The organism is Arthrobacter sp. AG258, assembly GCF_004364695.1.
In the GTDB taxonomy this organism is placed as follows: Bacteria; Actinomycetota; Actinomycetes; order Actinomycetales; family Micrococcaceae; genus Arthrobacter.
In genome coordinates this window covers 308,297-324,173 of the sequence record NZ_SOBI01000005.1, presented here as the reverse complement: position 1 = coordinate 324,173, position 15,877 = coordinate 308,297, and the positions used below count along the sequence as shown (strand labels likewise).

The following is a 15,877-nucleotide window of genomic DNA, read 5'->3' as shown; positions in this document are numbered from 1 at the left end:
CGCATGAAAGGTACAGGCGAAACCCAAGGGATTACCCGGACGGGCAGCACCCTGGTGGACGCTGAAATCGACGAGCTGCCGGCCGCGGAACTCACCCGGGTGGGCGGCCGCCGTGACTTGGCTTATCTGGGTGTGTGCCTGGTGCTGATCGGCTTGAACCTGCGGAGTGTCTTTTCCAGCCTGTCTGCTGTGTTGCCGGAGGTGACCGCGCAGGCGGGGCTGCCTGGCTGGTCCGTGGTGGTGTTAACCACGGTTCCGGTGACGTTGCTGGGTGTCTTTGCCCCGGTGACCCCGGTTTTGGCGCGCCGGTTTGGTGCTGAGCGGGTGCTGTTGGGGGCCATGGCCTTGCTGACGGCGGGCTTGTTGTTGCGGCCTGTGGATGCCGGGGCTGGGATGGGTGGGGCCGGGCATTTGCCTGCGCTCCTGGCCGGCACGGCAGCATGCGGTGCGGCGATCGCGTTGTGCAACGTGCTCCTGCCCGGCCTGGTCAAGCGGGACTTCCCGCACCGCCTGGGCCTCATGGGCGGCCTGTACACCACCGCCATCTGCGCGTCCGCGGCACTGGGGGCCGGGTTCACCTACCCGGTGTACACGGCGACGGGGGAGTGGACCAGGGCGCTGTGGGTCTGGGCGGTGCCGGCCGCTGTCGTGCTCCTGCTGTTCCTGCCCGTTGCCGTGCGGCAGGGGACGGTCCGGCACCAGGTGGTCAGGGACGGCGTCAACGTGTGGCGCTCCTCCGTCGCCTGGCAGGTGACCATCTTCATGGTGCTGCAGGCCATGATGTCCTTCAGCGGTTTCGCCTGGCTGGCACCCATCCTCCGGGAAAGAGGCGTTGACGGGGCCACGGCTGGATTGATCGTTGCCGTGTGCATCGTGCTGCAGATGCTGGGGTCCCTGTTCGCCCCTGCGCTGGCCGCGCGGTTCCGCGACCAGCGGGCCATCAATACCGTGGTGGCGTTGATGACCGGGAGCGGGTTCGTGCTGAGCATTGTGGGCCCGCTGGATCTGGTCTGGGTCTGGGCGGGGCTGCTGGGCCTGGGCCAGGGAAGCCTGACCGCCTGTGCGCTGACCCTGATCATGCTCCGGACCCGGGACGGGCACACCGCCGCGCACCTCTCGGGCATGATGCAGGGCGTTGGCTACGGGGTGGGTTCCACCGGAACGCTCCTGGTGGGTCAACTCCACCAGGCCACCGGGTCCTTCGTTCCCGCCGGCGTCCTGTTCACGGTGGTGGGCCTGCTCGCGGCCGTCTTCGGCTACCGCTCCGGCCGAAACCGGTATGTGGAGTAGGGCGCACTTCCGTGGCTGCTTTGTTTATCCTCTGAAATTGTTGATACAGCGCAAAGAGAGCGTGGCGCGCCTGCTCGTTCTCGAATGCGCGAGGGTTTCCACAACTGACGCCAAGATGGCACGGGCTCATGAACGTTGAGGCTGCCTTGGGAGCACCGAACGCCAGCATTACCAGCGGAAACGTGGCCAGACAGGTCAGTGTCCAAACCAGATCGTGTCGTTGCCCTGAGGGATCGCAGCAGGACCTACAGCACGCTGCGGATGGCCTGCTCGAAACTGGTCACGTGCTCAAGGGCCAGCTTGCCCGCCCGGTCCGAGTCGCCGTCGGCCACTGCCTCCAGCAGTTCCACGTGTTCGGCGATGTGCTCCGCCACGGACGGCACCTTTTCCAGCACCATGCACCAGATGCGGGTAGCCAGGTTGTCGTACCGGATCAGCACGTCCTCGAGGTGGGTGTTGGCGGCGGCCCGGTAGATGAGGCGGTGGACCTTGATGTCATACCGCATGAGGTCGTAGGGATCGTCATCCGCCCCCATCCTGGCAATTGCCGCCGCGGTTTCCCGGATTTCCTTGCGCAGGGCAGGGGTTGCCAGCTTGGCGGCCCGCCGGGCTGCCAGGGGTTCCAATGACTCGCGGAGCTCGGAGACGTCCGCGAGTTCGGTGATGTCGACGACGGTGGCGAACGTTCCGCGGCGGGGGTACGAGACCACCAGGTGGTCGCCTTCCAGGCGTTTGAGCGCTTCGCGTACCGGTGTGCGGCCGATCCCGAGTTCCGCGGCCAGCTTGCCGTCGTTGATGGCCTCACCCGGCCGGATATCGAGCATGATGAGCCGGTCCCGAAGGTGCCGGTAGGCCTGCTCGGCGAGCGAGAGATCGCCTTCGCCGGCCAGCTGGTTCTCTGTCATTACGCTCATTGCGAGCTCTCCCAAGGTAGCTATTGACTGCCGCGTGATCTACAACATACTATTACGTTAGTTCTAATATATCAGTTACAGATCAGTTATGGATCAGTAACTCCGAAGGGCTTTGAAGGAGAACAATGCAGGACGTACTGAACGCCTCGCTCGCCACGGTGGACGCCGATGTCGCCGCCGCCGTCGCGCAGGAACTGCACCGCCAGCAGTCCACCCTGGAAATGATCGCGTCGGAGAACTTTGCTCCGGCCTCCGTGATGGAAGCCCAGGGCTCGGTATTGACCAACAAGTACGCCGAGGGCTACCCGGGCAAGCGCTACTACGGCGGCTGCGAGCACGTGGACGTCATCGAACAGCTCGCCATCGACCGCGTCAAAGCCCTGTTCGGCGCCGAATTCGCCAACGTCCAGCCGCACTCCGGCGCGCAGGCCAACGCCGCCGCCATGTTCGCCCTGCTCAACCCGGGAGATACCATCCTGGGCCTGTCCCTGGCCCACGGCGGCCACCTCACCCACGGCATGAAGATCAACTTCTCCGGCAGGCTCTACAACGTGGTGCCATACCACGTCCGCGAATCGGACCTCCGCATTGATATGGCAGAGGTGGAAGCGCTGGCCCTGGAACACAAGCCCAGGCTGATCGTGGCCGGCTGGTCCGCCTACTCCCGCCAGTTGGACTTCGCCGAATTCCGCCGCATCGCAGACCTCGTGGGCGCGTACCTGATGGTGGACATGGCCCACTTCGCCGGCCTCGTGGCCGCGGGCCTGCACCCCAACCCCGTCCCCTACGCCGACGTGGTCACCACCACCACGCACAAGACCCTTGGCGGCCCCCGCGGCGGCGTCATCCTGGCCAAGGAGGAATACGCCAAGAAGATCAACAGCGCCGTGTTCCCCGGCCAGCAGGGCGGGCCCCTGGAGCACGTCGTCGCCGCCAAGGCCGTGGCCTTCAAGCTCGCCGCCGCCCCCGAATTCAAGGAACGCCAGGAACGCGTCCTGCAGGGCGCCAAGCTCCTGGCTGAACGGCTCCTCCAGCCGGACGTCCAGGCCGCGGGCATCTCCGTGGTCAACGGCGGCACCGACGTCCACCTGGTCCTGGTGGATCTCCGCCACTCCGAATTGGACGGCCAGCAGGGTGAAGACGCCCTCCACACGATCGGCATCACCGTCAACCGCAACGCCGTCCCGTTCGATCCCCGCCCGCCGATGGTTTCTTCCGGCCTCCGGATCGGTACCCCGGCACTGGCCGCCCGCGGCTTCGGCGCCGCCGAGTTCACGGAGGTGGCCGACATCATCGCCGCCGCGCTGATCGCGGCTGCCGCTTCTGGCACAAACGGCACGGGCACCCTGCCCGGGGACACCGCCGTCGAACTCCGCGAACGCGTGACGGCCCTTGCCAACGCCTTCCCCCTCTACCCGCACCTCACCGCCGATGCCGGCCTGGCCGACGCTGAAGCAGACCTGATTGGAGCCGCCCAGTGAGCACCCAGCACCTTCCGGAGCACCCGGACTTCCTCTGGCGGAACCCGGAACCCAAGTCCTCCTACGACGCCGTGATCGTGGGCGGCGGCGGGCACGGCCTGGCCACCGCCTACTTCCTGGCCAAGAACCACGGGATGACCAACATCGCCGTCCTGGAAAAGGGCTGGCTGGCCGGCGGCAACATGGCCCGCAATACCACCATCATCCGCTCCAACTACCTCTGGGATGAGAGTGCGGCCATCTACGAGCACGCCCTCAAGCTCTGGGAGATCCTGCCCGAGGAACTCGAGTACGACTTCCTGTTCAGCCAGCGCGGCGTGATGAACCTGGCACACACCCTGGGCGACGTCCGCGAAAGCATCCGCCGCGTGGGCGCCAACAAGCTCAACGGCGTGGACGCCGAATGGCTGGATCCGCAGCAGGTCAAGGAACTCTGCCCCATCCTGAACATCCGCGACAACATCCGCTACCCCGTCATGGGCGCCACATACCAGCCGCGCGCCGGCATCGCCAAGCACGACCACGTGGCCTGGGCCTTTGCCCGCAAGTGCGACGAAATGGGCGTGGACATCATCCAGAACTGCGAAGTCACCGGCTTCCTCAAGGACGGCGACCGGGTGGTGGGCGTCAAGACCAACCGCGGCACCATCAACACCGAAAAGGTGGGCCTCTGCGCCGCCGGCCACAGCTCGGTCCTGGCCGAAATGGCCGGCTTCCAGCTGCCCATCCAGTCCCACCCGCTGCAGGCACTGGTGTCCGAACTGCACGAGCCGGTCCACCCCACGGTGGTCATGTCCAACCACGTCCACGTCTACGTCTCCCAGGCCCACAAGGGCGAACTGGTCATGGGCGCCGGCGTCGACTCCTACAACGGCTACGGCCAGCGCGGCTCCTTCCACGTGATCGAGCAGCAGATGGCGGCCGCCGTCGAGCTCTTCCCCATCTTCGCCCGGGCCCACGTGCTCCGGACTTGGGGCGGCATCGTGGACACCACCCTGGACGCTTCCCCGATCGTGGGCCTGACCCCGGTGGAGAACATGTTCGTGAACTGCGGCTGGGGGACCGGCGGATTCAAGGGAACCCCCGCCGCCGGCATGACCTTCGCACACACCATCGCCACCGGCACCCCGCACCGGCTGAACAAGCCGTTCTCGCTGGAACGCTTCGAAACCGGCGCGCTCATCGACGAACACGGCGCCGCCGCCGTGGCCCACTAGCCGCCGCCACCAGAAAAGGACTAACGCACATGCTGCTGATCCCATGCCCCAACTGCGGCCCGCGGGACGAAACCGAATTCCACTACGGTGGCCAGGCCCACGTGCCCTACCCGGAGAACCCGAACGAGCTGACCGACACCGAATGGTCCCGCTACCTCTTCTACCGGGAGAACCCGAAAGGCATCTTCGCCGAACGCTGGGTCCACAGCACGGGCTGCCGCCAATGGTTCAACATGCTCCGCGACACCGTCAGCTACGACATCCAGGCGGTCTACCCGATGGGTACGCGCCGGCCGGACCTTGCCGCTGGTCCGGCCGTCGAGGCAGGCACCGCCAGTACAGCCGCCGACAGCACCACCACCGGTGCCGCGGCACCCAGCCTCTCAGCAACCAGCCTTGCCGCCAGCACTACCCGCACCGCCCCGGAAGGAGCCACCAAGTGACCTCGCAGAACGCCCGCCTGGCAACCGGCGGCCGCATCGACCGCACCATCTCCTGGCGCTTCAGCGTGGACGGCGAGGAATTCACCGGGCACCCCGGCGACACGCTGGCCTCGGCCCTGCTCGCCAACGGCCGCATCGCCGCCGGCAATTCGCTCTATCAGGACCGGCCCCGCGGCATCATGTCTGCCGGAGTGGAAGAGGCCAACGCCCTGGTCCGCATCGAGGCCCGCTTCCCCGGCCACGTCGCCGAATCCATGCTGCCTGCCACCACCGTTTCCTTGGTGGACGGGCTCCAGGCCACCCGGCTCAACGGCCTGGGCAAGCTGGACCCGGAAGATGACCGCGCCGAATACGACAAGAAGTACGTCCACACCGACATCCTGGTCATCGGCGGCGGCCCCGCCGGACTTGCCGCAGCCCGCGAGGCCGTCCGCAGCGGCGCCCGCGTCATGCTCCTGGATGACCAGCCCGAACTGGGCGGCTCCCTGCTCTCCGGTTCCACCGCGCCCGGCCTGGCCGAGACCATCGAGGGCAAGCCCGCCCTGGAGTGGGTGGCCGACGTTGAAGCCGAGCTGGTGTCCGGCGCCGAATCCACCGTCCTTAACCGCACCACCGCATTCGGCGCCTACGACGCCAACTATGTGATCGCCGTCCAGAACCGCACCGACCACCTCTCCAGCCCCGCCGCCCCCGGCGTGTCCCGGCAGCGGATTTGGCACATCCGTGCCAATCAGGTGGTCCTGGCCCCCGGCGCCCACGAACGCCCCCTGGTGTTCGAGAACAACGACCGCCCGGGAATCATGCTGGCATCGGCCGTGCGCACCTACCTCAACCGGTACGGCGTGGCCGCCGGAAAGCGCGTGGTCATCGGCACCACCAACGACAGTGCCTACGCCGCCGCAGCCGATCTCGCCGCCGCCGGGGTCAAGGTTGCCGCAGTCGTGGACGCCCGCCCCGCGCTGACCGCCGTGGCAACTGCCGCCGTCGAATCCGGAATCCGGGTGCTGATCGGCAGCGCGGTGGCCAACACTTCCTCCTCCGGAGAAGGCGCAGCCGACGGCCGGTTGGACGGCGTCACCGTCCGCAGCATCAACGACGACGGCGAGCTCACCTCCGGCGTCGAACAGATCGCCTGCGACCTGCTGGCTGTGTCCGGCGGCTGGAGCCCGCTGGTCCACCTGCACTCCCAGCGCCAGGGCAAGCTGCGCTGGGACGACGGACTGGCAGCCTTCGTCCCCAGCACCGAAGTGCCCAACCAGCAGACCATCGGCTCCGGCCGCGGCTCCTTCGCCACCGCCGACTGCCTTGCCGAGGGCGTCTCCGCCGGCGCGCGGGCCGCCATCGCAGCGGGCTTCGAATCCGCCGTCGAACCGTCAACGTTCGGTGCGCCCAAGGCCGCCGCGCCCACCCGCCAGCTCTGGCTGGTGCCGGGCGAGAACGGCACCCCCGACGACTGGCACCACCACTTCGTGGACTTCCAGCGCGACCAGTCCGTGGCTGACGTACTGCGCTCCACCGGGGCCGGCATGCGTTCCGTCGAGCACATCAAGCGGTACACCTCCATCAGCACCGCCAACGACCAGGGCAAGACCTCCGGCGTCAACGCCATCGGCGTGATCGCCGCGGCCCTCCGCACGGCCGGCGAAGCCTCCCGCGGCATCGGCGACATCGGAACCACCACCTACCGTGCACCGTTCACCCCGGTGGCCTTCGCGGCACTGGCCGGACGCCAGCGCGGCGAACTCTTCGACCCCGCCCGCATCACCTCCATCCACCCCTGGCATGTGGCCAAGGGTGCGCTCTTCGAGGACGTCGGGCAGTGGAAGCGCCCCTGGTACTACCCGCAGGACGGGGAGGACATGGACGCCGCAGTGCTGCGCGAATGTGCCGCTGTCCGCGAGTCCGTGGGCTTCATGGACGCCACCACGCTGGGCAAGATCGAGATCCGCGGCAAGGATGCGGGGGAGTTCCTGAACCGGGTCTACACCAACGCGTTCAAGAAACTCGCCCCGGGCTCGGCCCGCTACGGCGTGATGTGCACGCCGGACGGAATGATTTTCGACGACGGCGTGACCCTGCGCGTGGACGACGACACCTACTTCATGACCACCACCACCGGCGGCGCCGCGAAGGTCCTGGACTGGCTGGAAGAGTGGCTGCAGACAGAGTGGCCGGAACTGGACGTCAAGTGCACCTCGGTGACGGAACAGTGGAGCACCATCGCCGTCGTCGGCCCCAAGTCCCGTGAAATCATCGCCAGGGTCGCACCGGAACTGGCTGCCAACGGCGGCCTGGCCGCCGAGGCGTTCCCGTTCATGACCTTCCGCGAAACCACCCTGGCTTCCGGCGTCCGCGCCCGGATCTGCCGGATCTCGTTCTCCGGCGAACTGGCCTACGAGATCAACATCCCGGCCTGGTACGGGCTGAACACCTGGGAAGCCGTGGCCGCCGCCGGAGCCGAGTTCAACATCACCCCGTACGGCACCGAAACCATGCACGTGCTGCGCGCCGAAAAGGGCTACCCGATCGTCGGCCAGGACACGGACGGCACCGTCACCCCGCAGGACGCCGGCATGGAGTGGATCGTTTCCAAGGCCAAGGACTTCATTGGCAAGCGGTCGTACTCCCGCGCCGATTCCAGCCGCGAGGACCGCAAGCACCTGGTCAGCGTGCTTCCTGTCGACGGAACGCTCCGGCTGCCTGAAGGGACCCAGCTGGTGGAAAAGGGACGCTCCACCAACCCGGCCTACGGGCCGGTTCCGATGGAAGGCTTCGTCACCTCCAGCTACCACAGCGCAGCGCTGGGCAGGTCCTTCGGCCTGGCCCTGATCAAGAACGGCCGCAACCGCATCGGCGAAACACTGGTGGCCGCCGCCGGCGACCAGCTGGTGGACGTGGTTGTTGCGGAAACAGTGCTTTTTGACCCAGAAGGGACCCGTAAAGATGGCTGAAACAGCAGCATCCCCCACCCAGAGCTCCGCAGAGCAGAACCTCTCGGCACGCGTCAGCCCGGCACGCCAGCTGGCGGAAGCCTTCACCGCAGGCTCCCTGGCCGGCACCGTCGAACTGTCCGAGCTCCCCTTCCTGACCATGGTGGGGCTGCGGGCAGACGCCGGCTCGGAAACGGCGCAGCGGCTGGCCGCCGCCACCGGCGGACTGCCCGCCGCCTCCGGTGCTGTGGCAACCACCGGGGACACCTCTGTCCTGTGGCTGGGGCCCTCCGAGTTCCTGGTGGTGGCACCCACCGAGGCGCACGAATCCCTTGGCGGGGACCTGATCCCGGCCCTCCGCGAAGCGCTGGGCAACGACGCAGGCCAGGTGGTGGACCTGTCCGCCAACCGCACCACGTTCGAACTGGTGGGCCCCCGGGCCCGCGCCGTCCTGGAAAAAGGCTGCTCGTTGGACCTGCACCCCCGGGTGTTCAAAGCCGGTACCGCCTTTTCCACCGAAATCGCGAACATCCCAGCGATCCTCTGGAAGACCGGGGAGGACTCCTTCCGGATCTTCCCCCGGGCATCGTTCGCCGAGTTCCTGGGCCGGTGGCTCCTGGACGCCATGCGGGAGTACGCCTCACCCGAGGTGCCCTGATGGCGCTCAGCGTCCTTGACCTGTTCTCCGTTGGCATCGGGCCCTCGTCCTCACACACGGTGGGCCCGATGCGGGCTGCCAAGCTCTTCGCCGACGGTCTGAAGGGCGACGGCCAGTTGGCCTCCACCGTGCGTGTCCAGTCGGAACTGTTCGGTTCCCTGGGCGCCACGGGCCGCGGCCACGGCTCCGACAAGGCGGTGGTCCTGGGCCTGCAGGGCCTGGAGCCCGAAACCGTGAACACGTTCACCGCTGACGACCAAGTGGCAGCAGCGGCCTTGAACGCCGAGCTGCACATCGCCGGCAGCCACCGGGTGGACTTCAACTGGGAAGAGGACGTGGTGCTGCACCGCCGCAAGTCCCTTCCCGCGCACCCTAACGGCATGACCTTCCGCGCCCTCGACCACACCGGCGCCGTGCTCAGCGAACGCAGCTACTACTCCATTGGCGGCGGCTTCGTGGTGGACGGCGACGCCGAAGGGGCCGACAAGGTGGTGGCGGACGACACCGTCCTGCCTTACCCGTTCGCCACGGCGGACGAGCTCCTGCAGATCTGCAGCCGCGAGGGCATGTCCATTTCCGATGTCATGCTGGCCAACGAACTCACCTGGCACAGCGAGGCAGAACTCCGGGAGAAGCTGCTCGGGCTCTGGGCCGTGATGCGCGAATGCGTGGAGAACGGCTGCAACGCCGAGGGCATCCTGCCGGGCGGCCTGAAGGTACCCCGGCGCGCACCGGCGCTGTTCCGCACCCTGACGGCGTCCGCTGCGGCATCGGCGGAGGCCTCCGCCCAGGCGGCGGCAGCAACGCCGTCGCCCGTCCAGGCACCGGCGGACCCGCTGCTGGCCATGGAATGGGTCAACCTGTTCGCACTCGCCGTGAACGAGGAGAACGCCGCCGGCGGGCGGATCGTCACGGCTCCCACCAACGGCGCGGCCGGGATCGTGCCGGCCGTCCTGCACTACTACGTGAAATTTGTTCCGGGAGCAGACGACGACGGCGTGGTCCGCTTCCTGCTGGCGGCGGCCGCCGTCGGAATCCTTTTCAAGACAAATGCGTCCATCTCCGGCGCCGAAGTGGGCTGCCAGGGTGAGGTGGGCTCCGCCTGTTCCATGGCCGCGGCCGGGCTCTGCGAAGTGCTCGGCGGGACACCGGCGCAGGTGGAAAACGCCGCGGAGGTGGGGATCGAGCACAACTTGGGCTTGACCTGCGATCCCGTGGGCGGCCTGGTGCAGATCCCCTGCATCGAGCGGAACGCGATCGCCAGCGTAAAGGCGATCAACGCAGCCCGGCTGGCCCTCCATGGGGACGGCAGCCACAAGGTCTCGCTGGACAAGGCCATCAAGACCATGCGCGACACCGGAGCCGACATGAAAACCAAGTACAAGGAAACCTCCCGAGGAGGCCTCGCCGTGAATGTGATCGAGTGCTGAGCCATGACTGTTACTGAGACCCGGATGCCCGCCCCGAAGGCGCCCACCACCGTGGAGCACGTCCTGACCCTCGACTGCGCCGAGGGCCCCGGCATCGTGCACGCCGTCTCCGGCTTCCTGCTGGAACACGGCTGCGACATCATCGACAACAAGCAGTTCGGTGAGCGCTCCGAAGGCCACTTCTTCATGCGGGTGCACTTCGTTTCCGAGGGCGACGATTCCACCGTGGAAGTCCTGCGGGACTCGTTTGCCCCGGTCGCGGACAAATTCGGCATGCGGTGGCAGCTGGAACGCCAGGGCTCCAAGCGCAAGGTGCTGATCATGGTGTCCAAGTTCGGACACTGCCTCAACGACCTGCTGTTCCGTGCCCGGATCGGCGAACTTCCCGTTGACGTGGTGGCCGTGGTGTCCAACCACCGTGACCACCAGGCGTTGGTCGAGTGGCACGGCATCCCGTTCCACCACATCCCGGTCACGGCTGACACCAAGCCCGAGGCCGAGGCGCAGCTGATGGACCTGGTTGACGGGCTGGAGGTGGAACTGGTGGTGCTGGCCCGGTACATGCAGGTGCTCAGCGACGACCTGACCCGCAAGCTGGACGGCCGGGCCATCAACATCCACCACTCGTTCCTGCCCAGCTTCAAGGGCGCCAAGCCGTACCACCAGGCCTACGCGCGTGGCGTCAAGACCGTGGGCGCCACAGCCCACTACGTCAACGCTGAACTGGACGAAGGACCCATCATCGCCCAGCAGGTGGTGGAGGTGGACCACACCTACGGGCCAGAGGACCTGGTGGCCGCGGGCCGCGACACCGAATGCAAGGCCCTCTCCAACGCGGTGAAATGGCACTGCGAGGGCAGGGTCCTGCTGCAGGGCAACCGCACCGTGGTGCTGCGGTAATCCCAGATAACTGAATTACGACGGCGCGGCCGGCTTCCTTCCAGGGGAGGCCGGCCGCGCATCGTTGTGCCCGGCTGATTCTCCCCATGTTTGGGCTCGCCCGACGGCGTGTCCCCGCCAAACGCCGCCGGCTGCGAGTGATGCGGGCGGAAAGGTGGGGAAATTCAGCGGCGGGAGGATGCCCGGACCGGCGCTGCGCGGACCGACAACAACTGATCGCTGGTGGACAAAGCGGAAATCCCTGCCGCTGCCAAGCTGGATTCCACAGCAATTTTCCCGAGCTCATGACCGTTAAGAAGGATCCAATGAGTATTTCGAATTCCGAGACCCGGACCGCTGACGCTCCGGCCAAGGAGCATTCCACCGCCCTCCGCGCCGGCAGCATCGGCGTGCTCGGCATCCTGTTCTTCGTCCTGTCCGCCCAGGCGCCCCTGACGGGGATCGTGGGGGCAGCGCCGCTGGCGGCGGCCCTGGGCAACGGCGCCGGTGCCCCCGGCGCGTACCTGATCGTGGGCATAGTCATCGTGATTTTCGCCGTCGGCTTCGTTGCCATGAGCCGCAAGATCCAAGCGAACGGCGCCTTCTACGCCTACGTGACGGCAGCCTTTGGCAGGCGGACCGGAGCCGGGGCGGCCTGGCTGGCCCTGCTGGCCTACAGCACCGTCCAGGCCGCCATGTACGGGCTGTACGGTGCGGCCTTCTCCGGGCTCCTGGCCTCGACCGGCCTGGACATTCCCTGGTGGCTGCTGGCCGTGGCCACCATGGCGGGAGTCCAGGTACTGGGCTCCCTCAACATCGAAATCGGCGCCCGCGTCCTGGCCGTGCTGGTGGGCCTGGAGGTGGCCATCCTGCTGATGTTCGGCTTCACCGTACTGTTCCACGGCGGCGGCCCGGAAGGCATCAGCGTTGCGGCGTCCTTTTCCCCCGAAGCGATAGGCGCAGGTGCCCCCGGCGTTGCCATCATGTTCGCGGTGGCGTCCATGTTCGGCTTCGAGTCCACTGCCATCTACTCCGCCGAGGCCAAGGACCCGCACCGCACCGTCGCCAAGGCCACGTACCTCTCGGTGGGGGTGATCTCGGTGTTCTTCGCCTTCATCTCCTGGATGCTGGTGAGCTACTACGGGCCCTCAAGCGTCATGGACGCCGCGGGCGCCGCCCTCGAGTCGGGGGATGCGACGTCCTTCGTGCTGGGTCCGCTGGTGGAACTGTTCGGCCCCTGGGCGGGCATCGTGGCCGGCATCCTGCTGGTCACCTCGTTGCTCGCCGGCATCATCGCCTTCCACAACGGCATCAACCGCTACCTCCACTCCCTGGCCCTGCGCGGTTCCATGCCCGCCGTCCTTGCCCGGACCAACCTACACCGGGCTCCAGCCGTTGCCGCCTGGGTCCAGACCGCCACCGCCGTCGTCCTGGTGGTGCCGTTCGCCATCCTGTCGATGGACCCTGTGCTGACCCTGTTCTCCTGGTTCAGCGGCCTTGCTGTGGCAGCTCTCCTGGTGCTGTACATGCTCTGCTCAGCCGCCGTCGTCGCGTTCTTCCGACGGGAACATGCCGGCGCCGGGCTGTGGCAGACCCGGATTGCCCCGGCCCTGGCGGCAGTCCTGCTGGCATGGGTCCTCTACCTGGTGGTCAGCAATTTCACCGCCCTCATTGGCGGCAATGCCGAGACGGCCACGGCCCTGCTCGCAACGGTCCCGGCGGTCTTCCTGTCCGGGGTGCTGGTGGAATGGGTCATCGAGCGGCGCCACCATTCAGCTTCCCCGGGCCACGTGCTTACCTAGCTGGCGCGGGATCTCCGGCACTGGCCCGGCGTGGAACCTTTGGTTCGCGCCGGGCCAGTGCGCGTGCCGCGACGATCAGGATGGCCCCGATCAGCGCGCCACCCCACGCTGCGGCCGGAGAAGCGGGCCAGAGCCCTGCCAGGCCAAGGAGCGCCGGAATTGTGGCCGACGCCGGAGCAGCCAGCACCAAGGCCCAGCCCGTGAAACGTTCAAGCCGCACCGCGCCCAGGGCCAGGCAGGCGAACAGCAGGGCCCACAGCACGGACCAGCACACCCACAGCACCGCGAGCAGCGGATCCGCGCCCAGCCAGGCGGTGGCCAGCAGAATGCCGCAGAACGCCACCAGCCCGCAAAACCAGCCCAGGCCGCGTGACCCGAGCCCCAGCAACACGTCCAGCCCCGAGTACAGATAGGTGGCTCCGAACAGGAACATGCCGGCGGCCGTGAGGAGCGGCGCCGGAGCGTCCCCGGCGGCAGAGACATAGACGACGGCGAGCACCAGTTGGGTGCCGCCCACCAGCAGGTTGAGGGCCGCGGCGTCGCGGCGGGGAACGTGCCCGAGGGTCGCCAGCCCGTTGGCCAGCAGCGCGGCACCGGAGAGCAGGAGGCAAATGAAAGGCATCAGCGGCCCTCTTCCCGGAAAACTAACGCAAGGCGGAACTTCTTTGTCACCTGACGGACGTTAGCGGAAGCGGAGGGGCGGCGCCCAACGGGCCCTGGTCGTAATTGGTGGGGACGGCCGGGTGCGGCCTAGGCGCTTTTGCGCCACTCGCTGGGTGAGACGCCGAAGGCGTCGCGGAAGGTGCGGCTGAAGTGGGCTGCGTCCAGGAAACCCCAGCGGCCCGCAATCGCGCCGACGGACTGCCCCGCGTTCAGCGGGTCGCGGAGTTCGCGGCGGGCGCCCTCAAGCCGTTGGGTCCGGATCCAGCTGGCCACCGTGGTCCCGGACTCGTGAAAGACGTTATGCAGGTGCCTGGTGGAGATGAAATGTGCTGCTGCAATGCTCGCCGGGGACAACAGCGGGTCCGAGAGGTGCGCCTCGATGTACTCGCGGACCGAGACGGCCAGCAGCGCCTGCGGCTTCATCCGGTCCGGCTTAATATCCATTTCGGCATGCAGCATGGTGGACACCAGGTCCAGGGCATTCGTTGCCAGCCGGGACCCGCTGGGGCCGTTCAGGACGTCCAGGTTTTCCGACAACTGGCGGATGAACTGACCCACGAGTCCGCTCAGGCCTCCGCTGCCCATCCGCACTGCCGCCAACTGTCCCACATAGTCGGTGGGCAGGGACACGGCGTCGCAGGGGAACATCAGCACCATGATGCGGGTCGTGTCCTCGAAGGCGAGGGTGTACGGCCGGTTGGTGTCGTAAATGGCCAGGTCCCCGGGCTGGAGCACGGCTTCGCGGTTGTCCTGGATCAGCAGCCCGGTGCCCTCCAGTTGCAGGTTGAGCTTGAAATAGCGTTCGTGGGCCTGTGCGATCAGGGCGGGCGTGCGGTGCACTTCGTGCGAGGTGGCGGTCACTTCAACAACGGACATCCGGTCCAGCACCCGGGAGCGCATCCGGCCCTGGAACCCGTCCACGTCAGCTGTCTGTGCGGTGAGGGGCACGAAGGACTCTGCCACCAGGTGCCTCCAGTGGTCGAAGGACGCCGCAACGCTCGCAGTAACGTGCTGGCGTTCGGGCCGGGTAACTTTTCCGGCTGTAGCTGTTGCTGGCATGGATGTTCCTTGCGACAGATGGCCACCTGATGTCCCCCGGACTGTGTCCTGCGACACAGTACGTACAGGGTACCGCGGGCCGAATCTTTTTTCAACGGTTGGCGAAAAAAGAATCGCTCGGCTGCCTGTCAGGCGTTTCCAAGCTTCCCGTGGCATGATCCGCGCATGAACGCCGTCGCCGCTTCGCAGGACCGCCACCGCAACTTCAATTCCCCCGCGCATCATTCCCGGCTGCGGATGGTGGTGATGCTCGCTGTCGGCGTGGTGGTGGCACTTGGCGTGGGTGCGCTGGGGCACTGGACCTACGCGCCCGCCCTCGGCTGGGCGGCCGCCTCGGCCACGTACCTGGTCTGGGTCTGGAGTGTGATCCGGCACCTGGGGCCCGGCGCAACCGCCGCCCATGCCCGCCGGGAGGATCCGGGCCGGGTCTTTTCGGACACGATGGTCCTCAGTGCCACGGTGGCCAGCTTTGCCGGAGTGGCCCTGATCCTGCTGGATGCCTCCAGCTCGCAGGGCATGAGCAAGGATGCCACGGTGGCCATGGCCCTGGGCAGCATTGCCCTGTCGTGGTTCCTGGTCCACACCCTGTTCACGCTCCGCTACGCGGCCATCTACTACCGCGACGGGACCGGCGTCGATTTCAATGAGGAAACCCAGCCCCGCTATGCGGACTTCGCGTACCTGGCGTTCACCGTTGGCATGACCTTCCAGGTATCTGATACGGACCTGAAGACCAACGCCATCCGCTCCACGGTCCTCCGGCAAGCCCTGCTGTCCTACCTGCTGGGGGCCATCGTCCTGGCCACCACCATCAACCTGGTGTCCGGCCTCATCCACTAAACGCCCGCGTGGGCGGGTTGGCTCCGTTAACGCCAATGGGTGCAGCTCCTGCGGGAGCTGCACCCATTGTGGGAGGCGTCAATTAATCCTTCTTGAAGGCATCCTTGACTTTTTCGCCGGCCTGCTTGAGGTCGGCTTTTGCCTGGTCGCCCTGGCCCTCAGCCTTCAGGCTCTCATCGCCCGTGGCGCTGCCGGCAGCTTCCTTGCCCTTGCCGCCAAGCTTCTCTGCAGCGTTGCCGATCTTGTCGTCCAAACCCATGGAGATGCTCCT

General features: G+C 67.2%; 14 protein-coding genes. 10 read left to right on the top strand and 4 right to left on the bottom strand.

The genetic code is table 11. The annotated features are described in order from the left end of the window. Positions 1 to 3: 3 nt before the first annotated feature. Complete coding sequence (locus DFO47_RS12995; protein WP_133831897.1) at positions 4 to 1,290, top strand: MFS transporter; 1,287 nt, start codon at positions 4 to 6, stop codon at positions 1,288 to 1,290. 245 nt (positions 1,291 to 1,535) lie between these two features. On the opposite strand, the gene DFO47_RS12990 is transcribed toward DFO47_RS12995, so the two are convergent. Continuing rightward, positions 1,536 to 2,195 (bottom strand): GntR family transcriptional regulator, encoded by a 660-nt coding sequence (locus DFO47_RS12990; protein WP_082581758.1) that lies wholly within the window; start codon positions 2,193 to 2,195, stop codon positions 1,536 to 1,538. 134 nt (positions 2,196 to 2,329) lie between these two features. Here DFO47_RS12990 and glyA point away from each other — a divergent pair, with 134 nt between their 5' ends. The 8 genes from glyA to DFO47_RS12950 all read left to right on the top strand — a co-directional run bounded on the left by glyA (position 2,330) and on the right by DFO47_RS12950 (position 13,044). Next, positions 2,330 to 3,685, top strand: a complete 1,356-nt coding sequence (gene glyA / locus DFO47_RS12985; RefSeq protein WP_133831896.1) for a serine hydroxymethyltransferase — start codon at positions 2,330 to 2,332, stop codon at positions 3,683 to 3,685. After that, the gene (locus DFO47_RS12980; protein WP_018760771.1) at positions 3,682 to 4,902 is read left to right on the top strand and encodes a sarcosine oxidase subunit beta family protein; all 1,221 of its coding nucleotides are present in this window, start codon (positions 3,682 to 3,684) and stop codon (positions 4,900 to 4,902) included. Before glyA ends, DFO47_RS12980 begins: the two co-directional genes overlap by 4 nt. A 29-nt stretch (positions 4,903 to 4,931) precedes the next feature. Beyond that, positions 4,932 to 5,345, top strand: coding sequence for a sarcosine oxidase subunit delta (locus DFO47_RS12975; protein ID WP_133831895.1), 414 nt, complete (start codon positions 4,932 to 4,934; stop codon positions 5,343 to 5,345). Next, positions 5,342 to 8,296 carry a sarcosine oxidase subunit alpha family protein gene (locus DFO47_RS12970; RefSeq protein ID WP_133831894.1) on the top strand — a complete coding sequence of 985 codons (2,955 nt, stop codon included), beginning with the start codon at positions 5,342 to 5,344 and terminating at the stop codon, positions 8,294 to 8,296. The genes DFO47_RS12975 and DFO47_RS12970 overlap by 4 nt, the downstream gene beginning before the upstream one ends. After that, a complete protein-coding gene (gene soxG / locus DFO47_RS12965) occupies positions 8,289 to 8,933 on the top strand; it encodes a sarcosine oxidase subunit gamma family protein (protein ID WP_109045540.1) in 645 nt (214 codons plus the stop codon). The genes DFO47_RS12970 and soxG overlap by 8 nt, the downstream gene beginning before the upstream one ends. Continuing rightward, positions 8,933 to 10,363, top strand: coding sequence for an L-serine ammonia-lyase (locus tag DFO47_RS12960; protein ID WP_109045541.1), 1,431 nt, complete (start codon positions 8,933 to 8,935; stop codon positions 10,361 to 10,363). Before soxG ends, DFO47_RS12960 begins: the two co-directional genes overlap by 1 nt. A gap of 3 nt (positions 10,364 to 10,366) precedes the next feature. Next, entirely contained in the window at positions 10,367 to 11,263 is an 897-nt protein-coding gene (gene purU, locus DFO47_RS12955) for a formyltetrahydrofolate deformylase (RefSeq protein ID WP_133831893.1), read from the top strand. 305 nt (positions 11,264 to 11,568) lie between these two features. Beyond that, a complete protein-coding gene (locus tag DFO47_RS12950; protein ID WP_133831892.1) occupies positions 11,569 to 13,044 on the top strand; it encodes an APC family permease in 1,476 nt (491 codons plus the stop codon). On the opposite strand, the gene DFO47_RS12945 is transcribed toward DFO47_RS12950, so the two are convergent. Further along, the gene (locus DFO47_RS12945; RefSeq protein WP_133831891.1) at positions 13,037 to 13,666 is read right to left on the bottom strand and encodes an AmiS/UreI family transporter; all 630 of its coding nucleotides are present in this window, start codon (positions 13,664 to 13,666) and stop codon (positions 13,037 to 13,039) included. The genes DFO47_RS12950 and DFO47_RS12945 overlap by 8 nt on opposite strands. Positions 13,667 to 13,794: 128 nt before the next feature. After that, entirely contained in the window at positions 13,795 to 14,766 is a 972-nt protein-coding gene (locus tag DFO47_RS12940; RefSeq protein ID WP_133831890.1) for a helix-turn-helix domain-containing protein, read from the bottom strand. A gap of 165 nt (positions 14,767 to 14,931) precedes the next feature. Here DFO47_RS12940 and DFO47_RS12935 point away from each other — a divergent pair, with 165 nt between their 5' ends. Then, positions 14,932 to 15,606 (top strand): DUF1345 domain-containing protein, encoded by a 675-nt coding sequence (locus tag DFO47_RS12935; protein WP_018760780.1) that lies wholly within the window; start codon positions 14,932 to 14,934, stop codon positions 15,604 to 15,606. Positions 15,607 to 15,688: 82 nt separating this feature from the next. Here the strand turns inward: DFO47_RS12935 and DFO47_RS12930 are convergent, their stop codons facing one another. Then, complete coding sequence (locus tag DFO47_RS12930) at positions 15,689 to 15,865, bottom strand: CsbD family protein (RefSeq protein ID WP_018760781.1); 177 nt, start codon at positions 15,863 to 15,865, stop codon at positions 15,689 to 15,691. Between the last annotated feature and the right edge of the window lie 12 nt (positions 15,866 to 15,877).

Bases quoted from the DNA above. Each gene is read 5' to 3' on its own strand.
- DFO47_RS12935 (WP_018760780.1), top strand. From the start codon at position 14,932: ATGAACGCCGTCGCCGCTTCGCAGGACCGCCACCGCAACTTCAATTCC.
- DFO47_RS12975 (WP_133831895.1), top strand. From the start codon at position 4,932: ATGCTGCTGATCCCATGCCCCAACTGCGGCCCGCGGGACGAAACCGAA.
- DFO47_RS12995 (WP_133831897.1), top strand. From the start codon at position 4: ATGAAAGGTACAGGCGAAACCCAAGGGATTACCCGGACGGGCAGCACC.
- DFO47_RS12930 (WP_018760781.1), bottom strand. From the start codon at position 15,865: ATGGGTTTGGACGACAAGATCGGCAACGCTGCAGAGAAGCTTGGCGGC.
- glyA (WP_133831896.1), top strand. From the start codon at position 2,330: ATGCAGGACGTACTGAACGCCTCGCTCGCCACGGTGGACGCCGATGTC.
- DFO47_RS12940 (WP_133831890.1), bottom strand. From the start codon at position 14,766: ATGCCAGCAACAGCTACAGCCGGAAAAGTTACCCGGCCCGAACGCCAG.
- DFO47_RS12990 (WP_082581758.1), bottom strand. From the start codon at position 2,195: ATGACAGAGAACCAGCTGGCCGGCGAAGGCGATCTCTCGCTCGCCGAG.
- DFO47_RS12945 (WP_133831891.1), bottom strand. From the start codon at position 13,666: ATGCCTTTCATTTGCCTCCTGCTCTCCGGTGCCGCGCTGCTGGCCAAC.
- DFO47_RS12950 (WP_133831892.1), top strand. From the start codon at position 11,569: ATGAGTATTTCGAATTCCGAGACCCGGACCGCTGACGCTCCGGCCAAG.
- DFO47_RS12960 (WP_109045541.1), top strand. From the start codon at position 8,933: ATGGCGCTCAGCGTCCTTGACCTGTTCTCCGTTGGCATCGGGCCCTCG.
- purU (WP_133831893.1), top strand. From the start codon at position 10,367: ATGACTGTTACTGAGACCCGGATGCCCGCCCCGAAGGCGCCCACCACC.
- soxG (WP_109045540.1), top strand. From the start codon at position 8,289: ATGGCTGAAACAGCAGCATCCCCCACCCAGAGCTCCGCAGAGCAGAAC.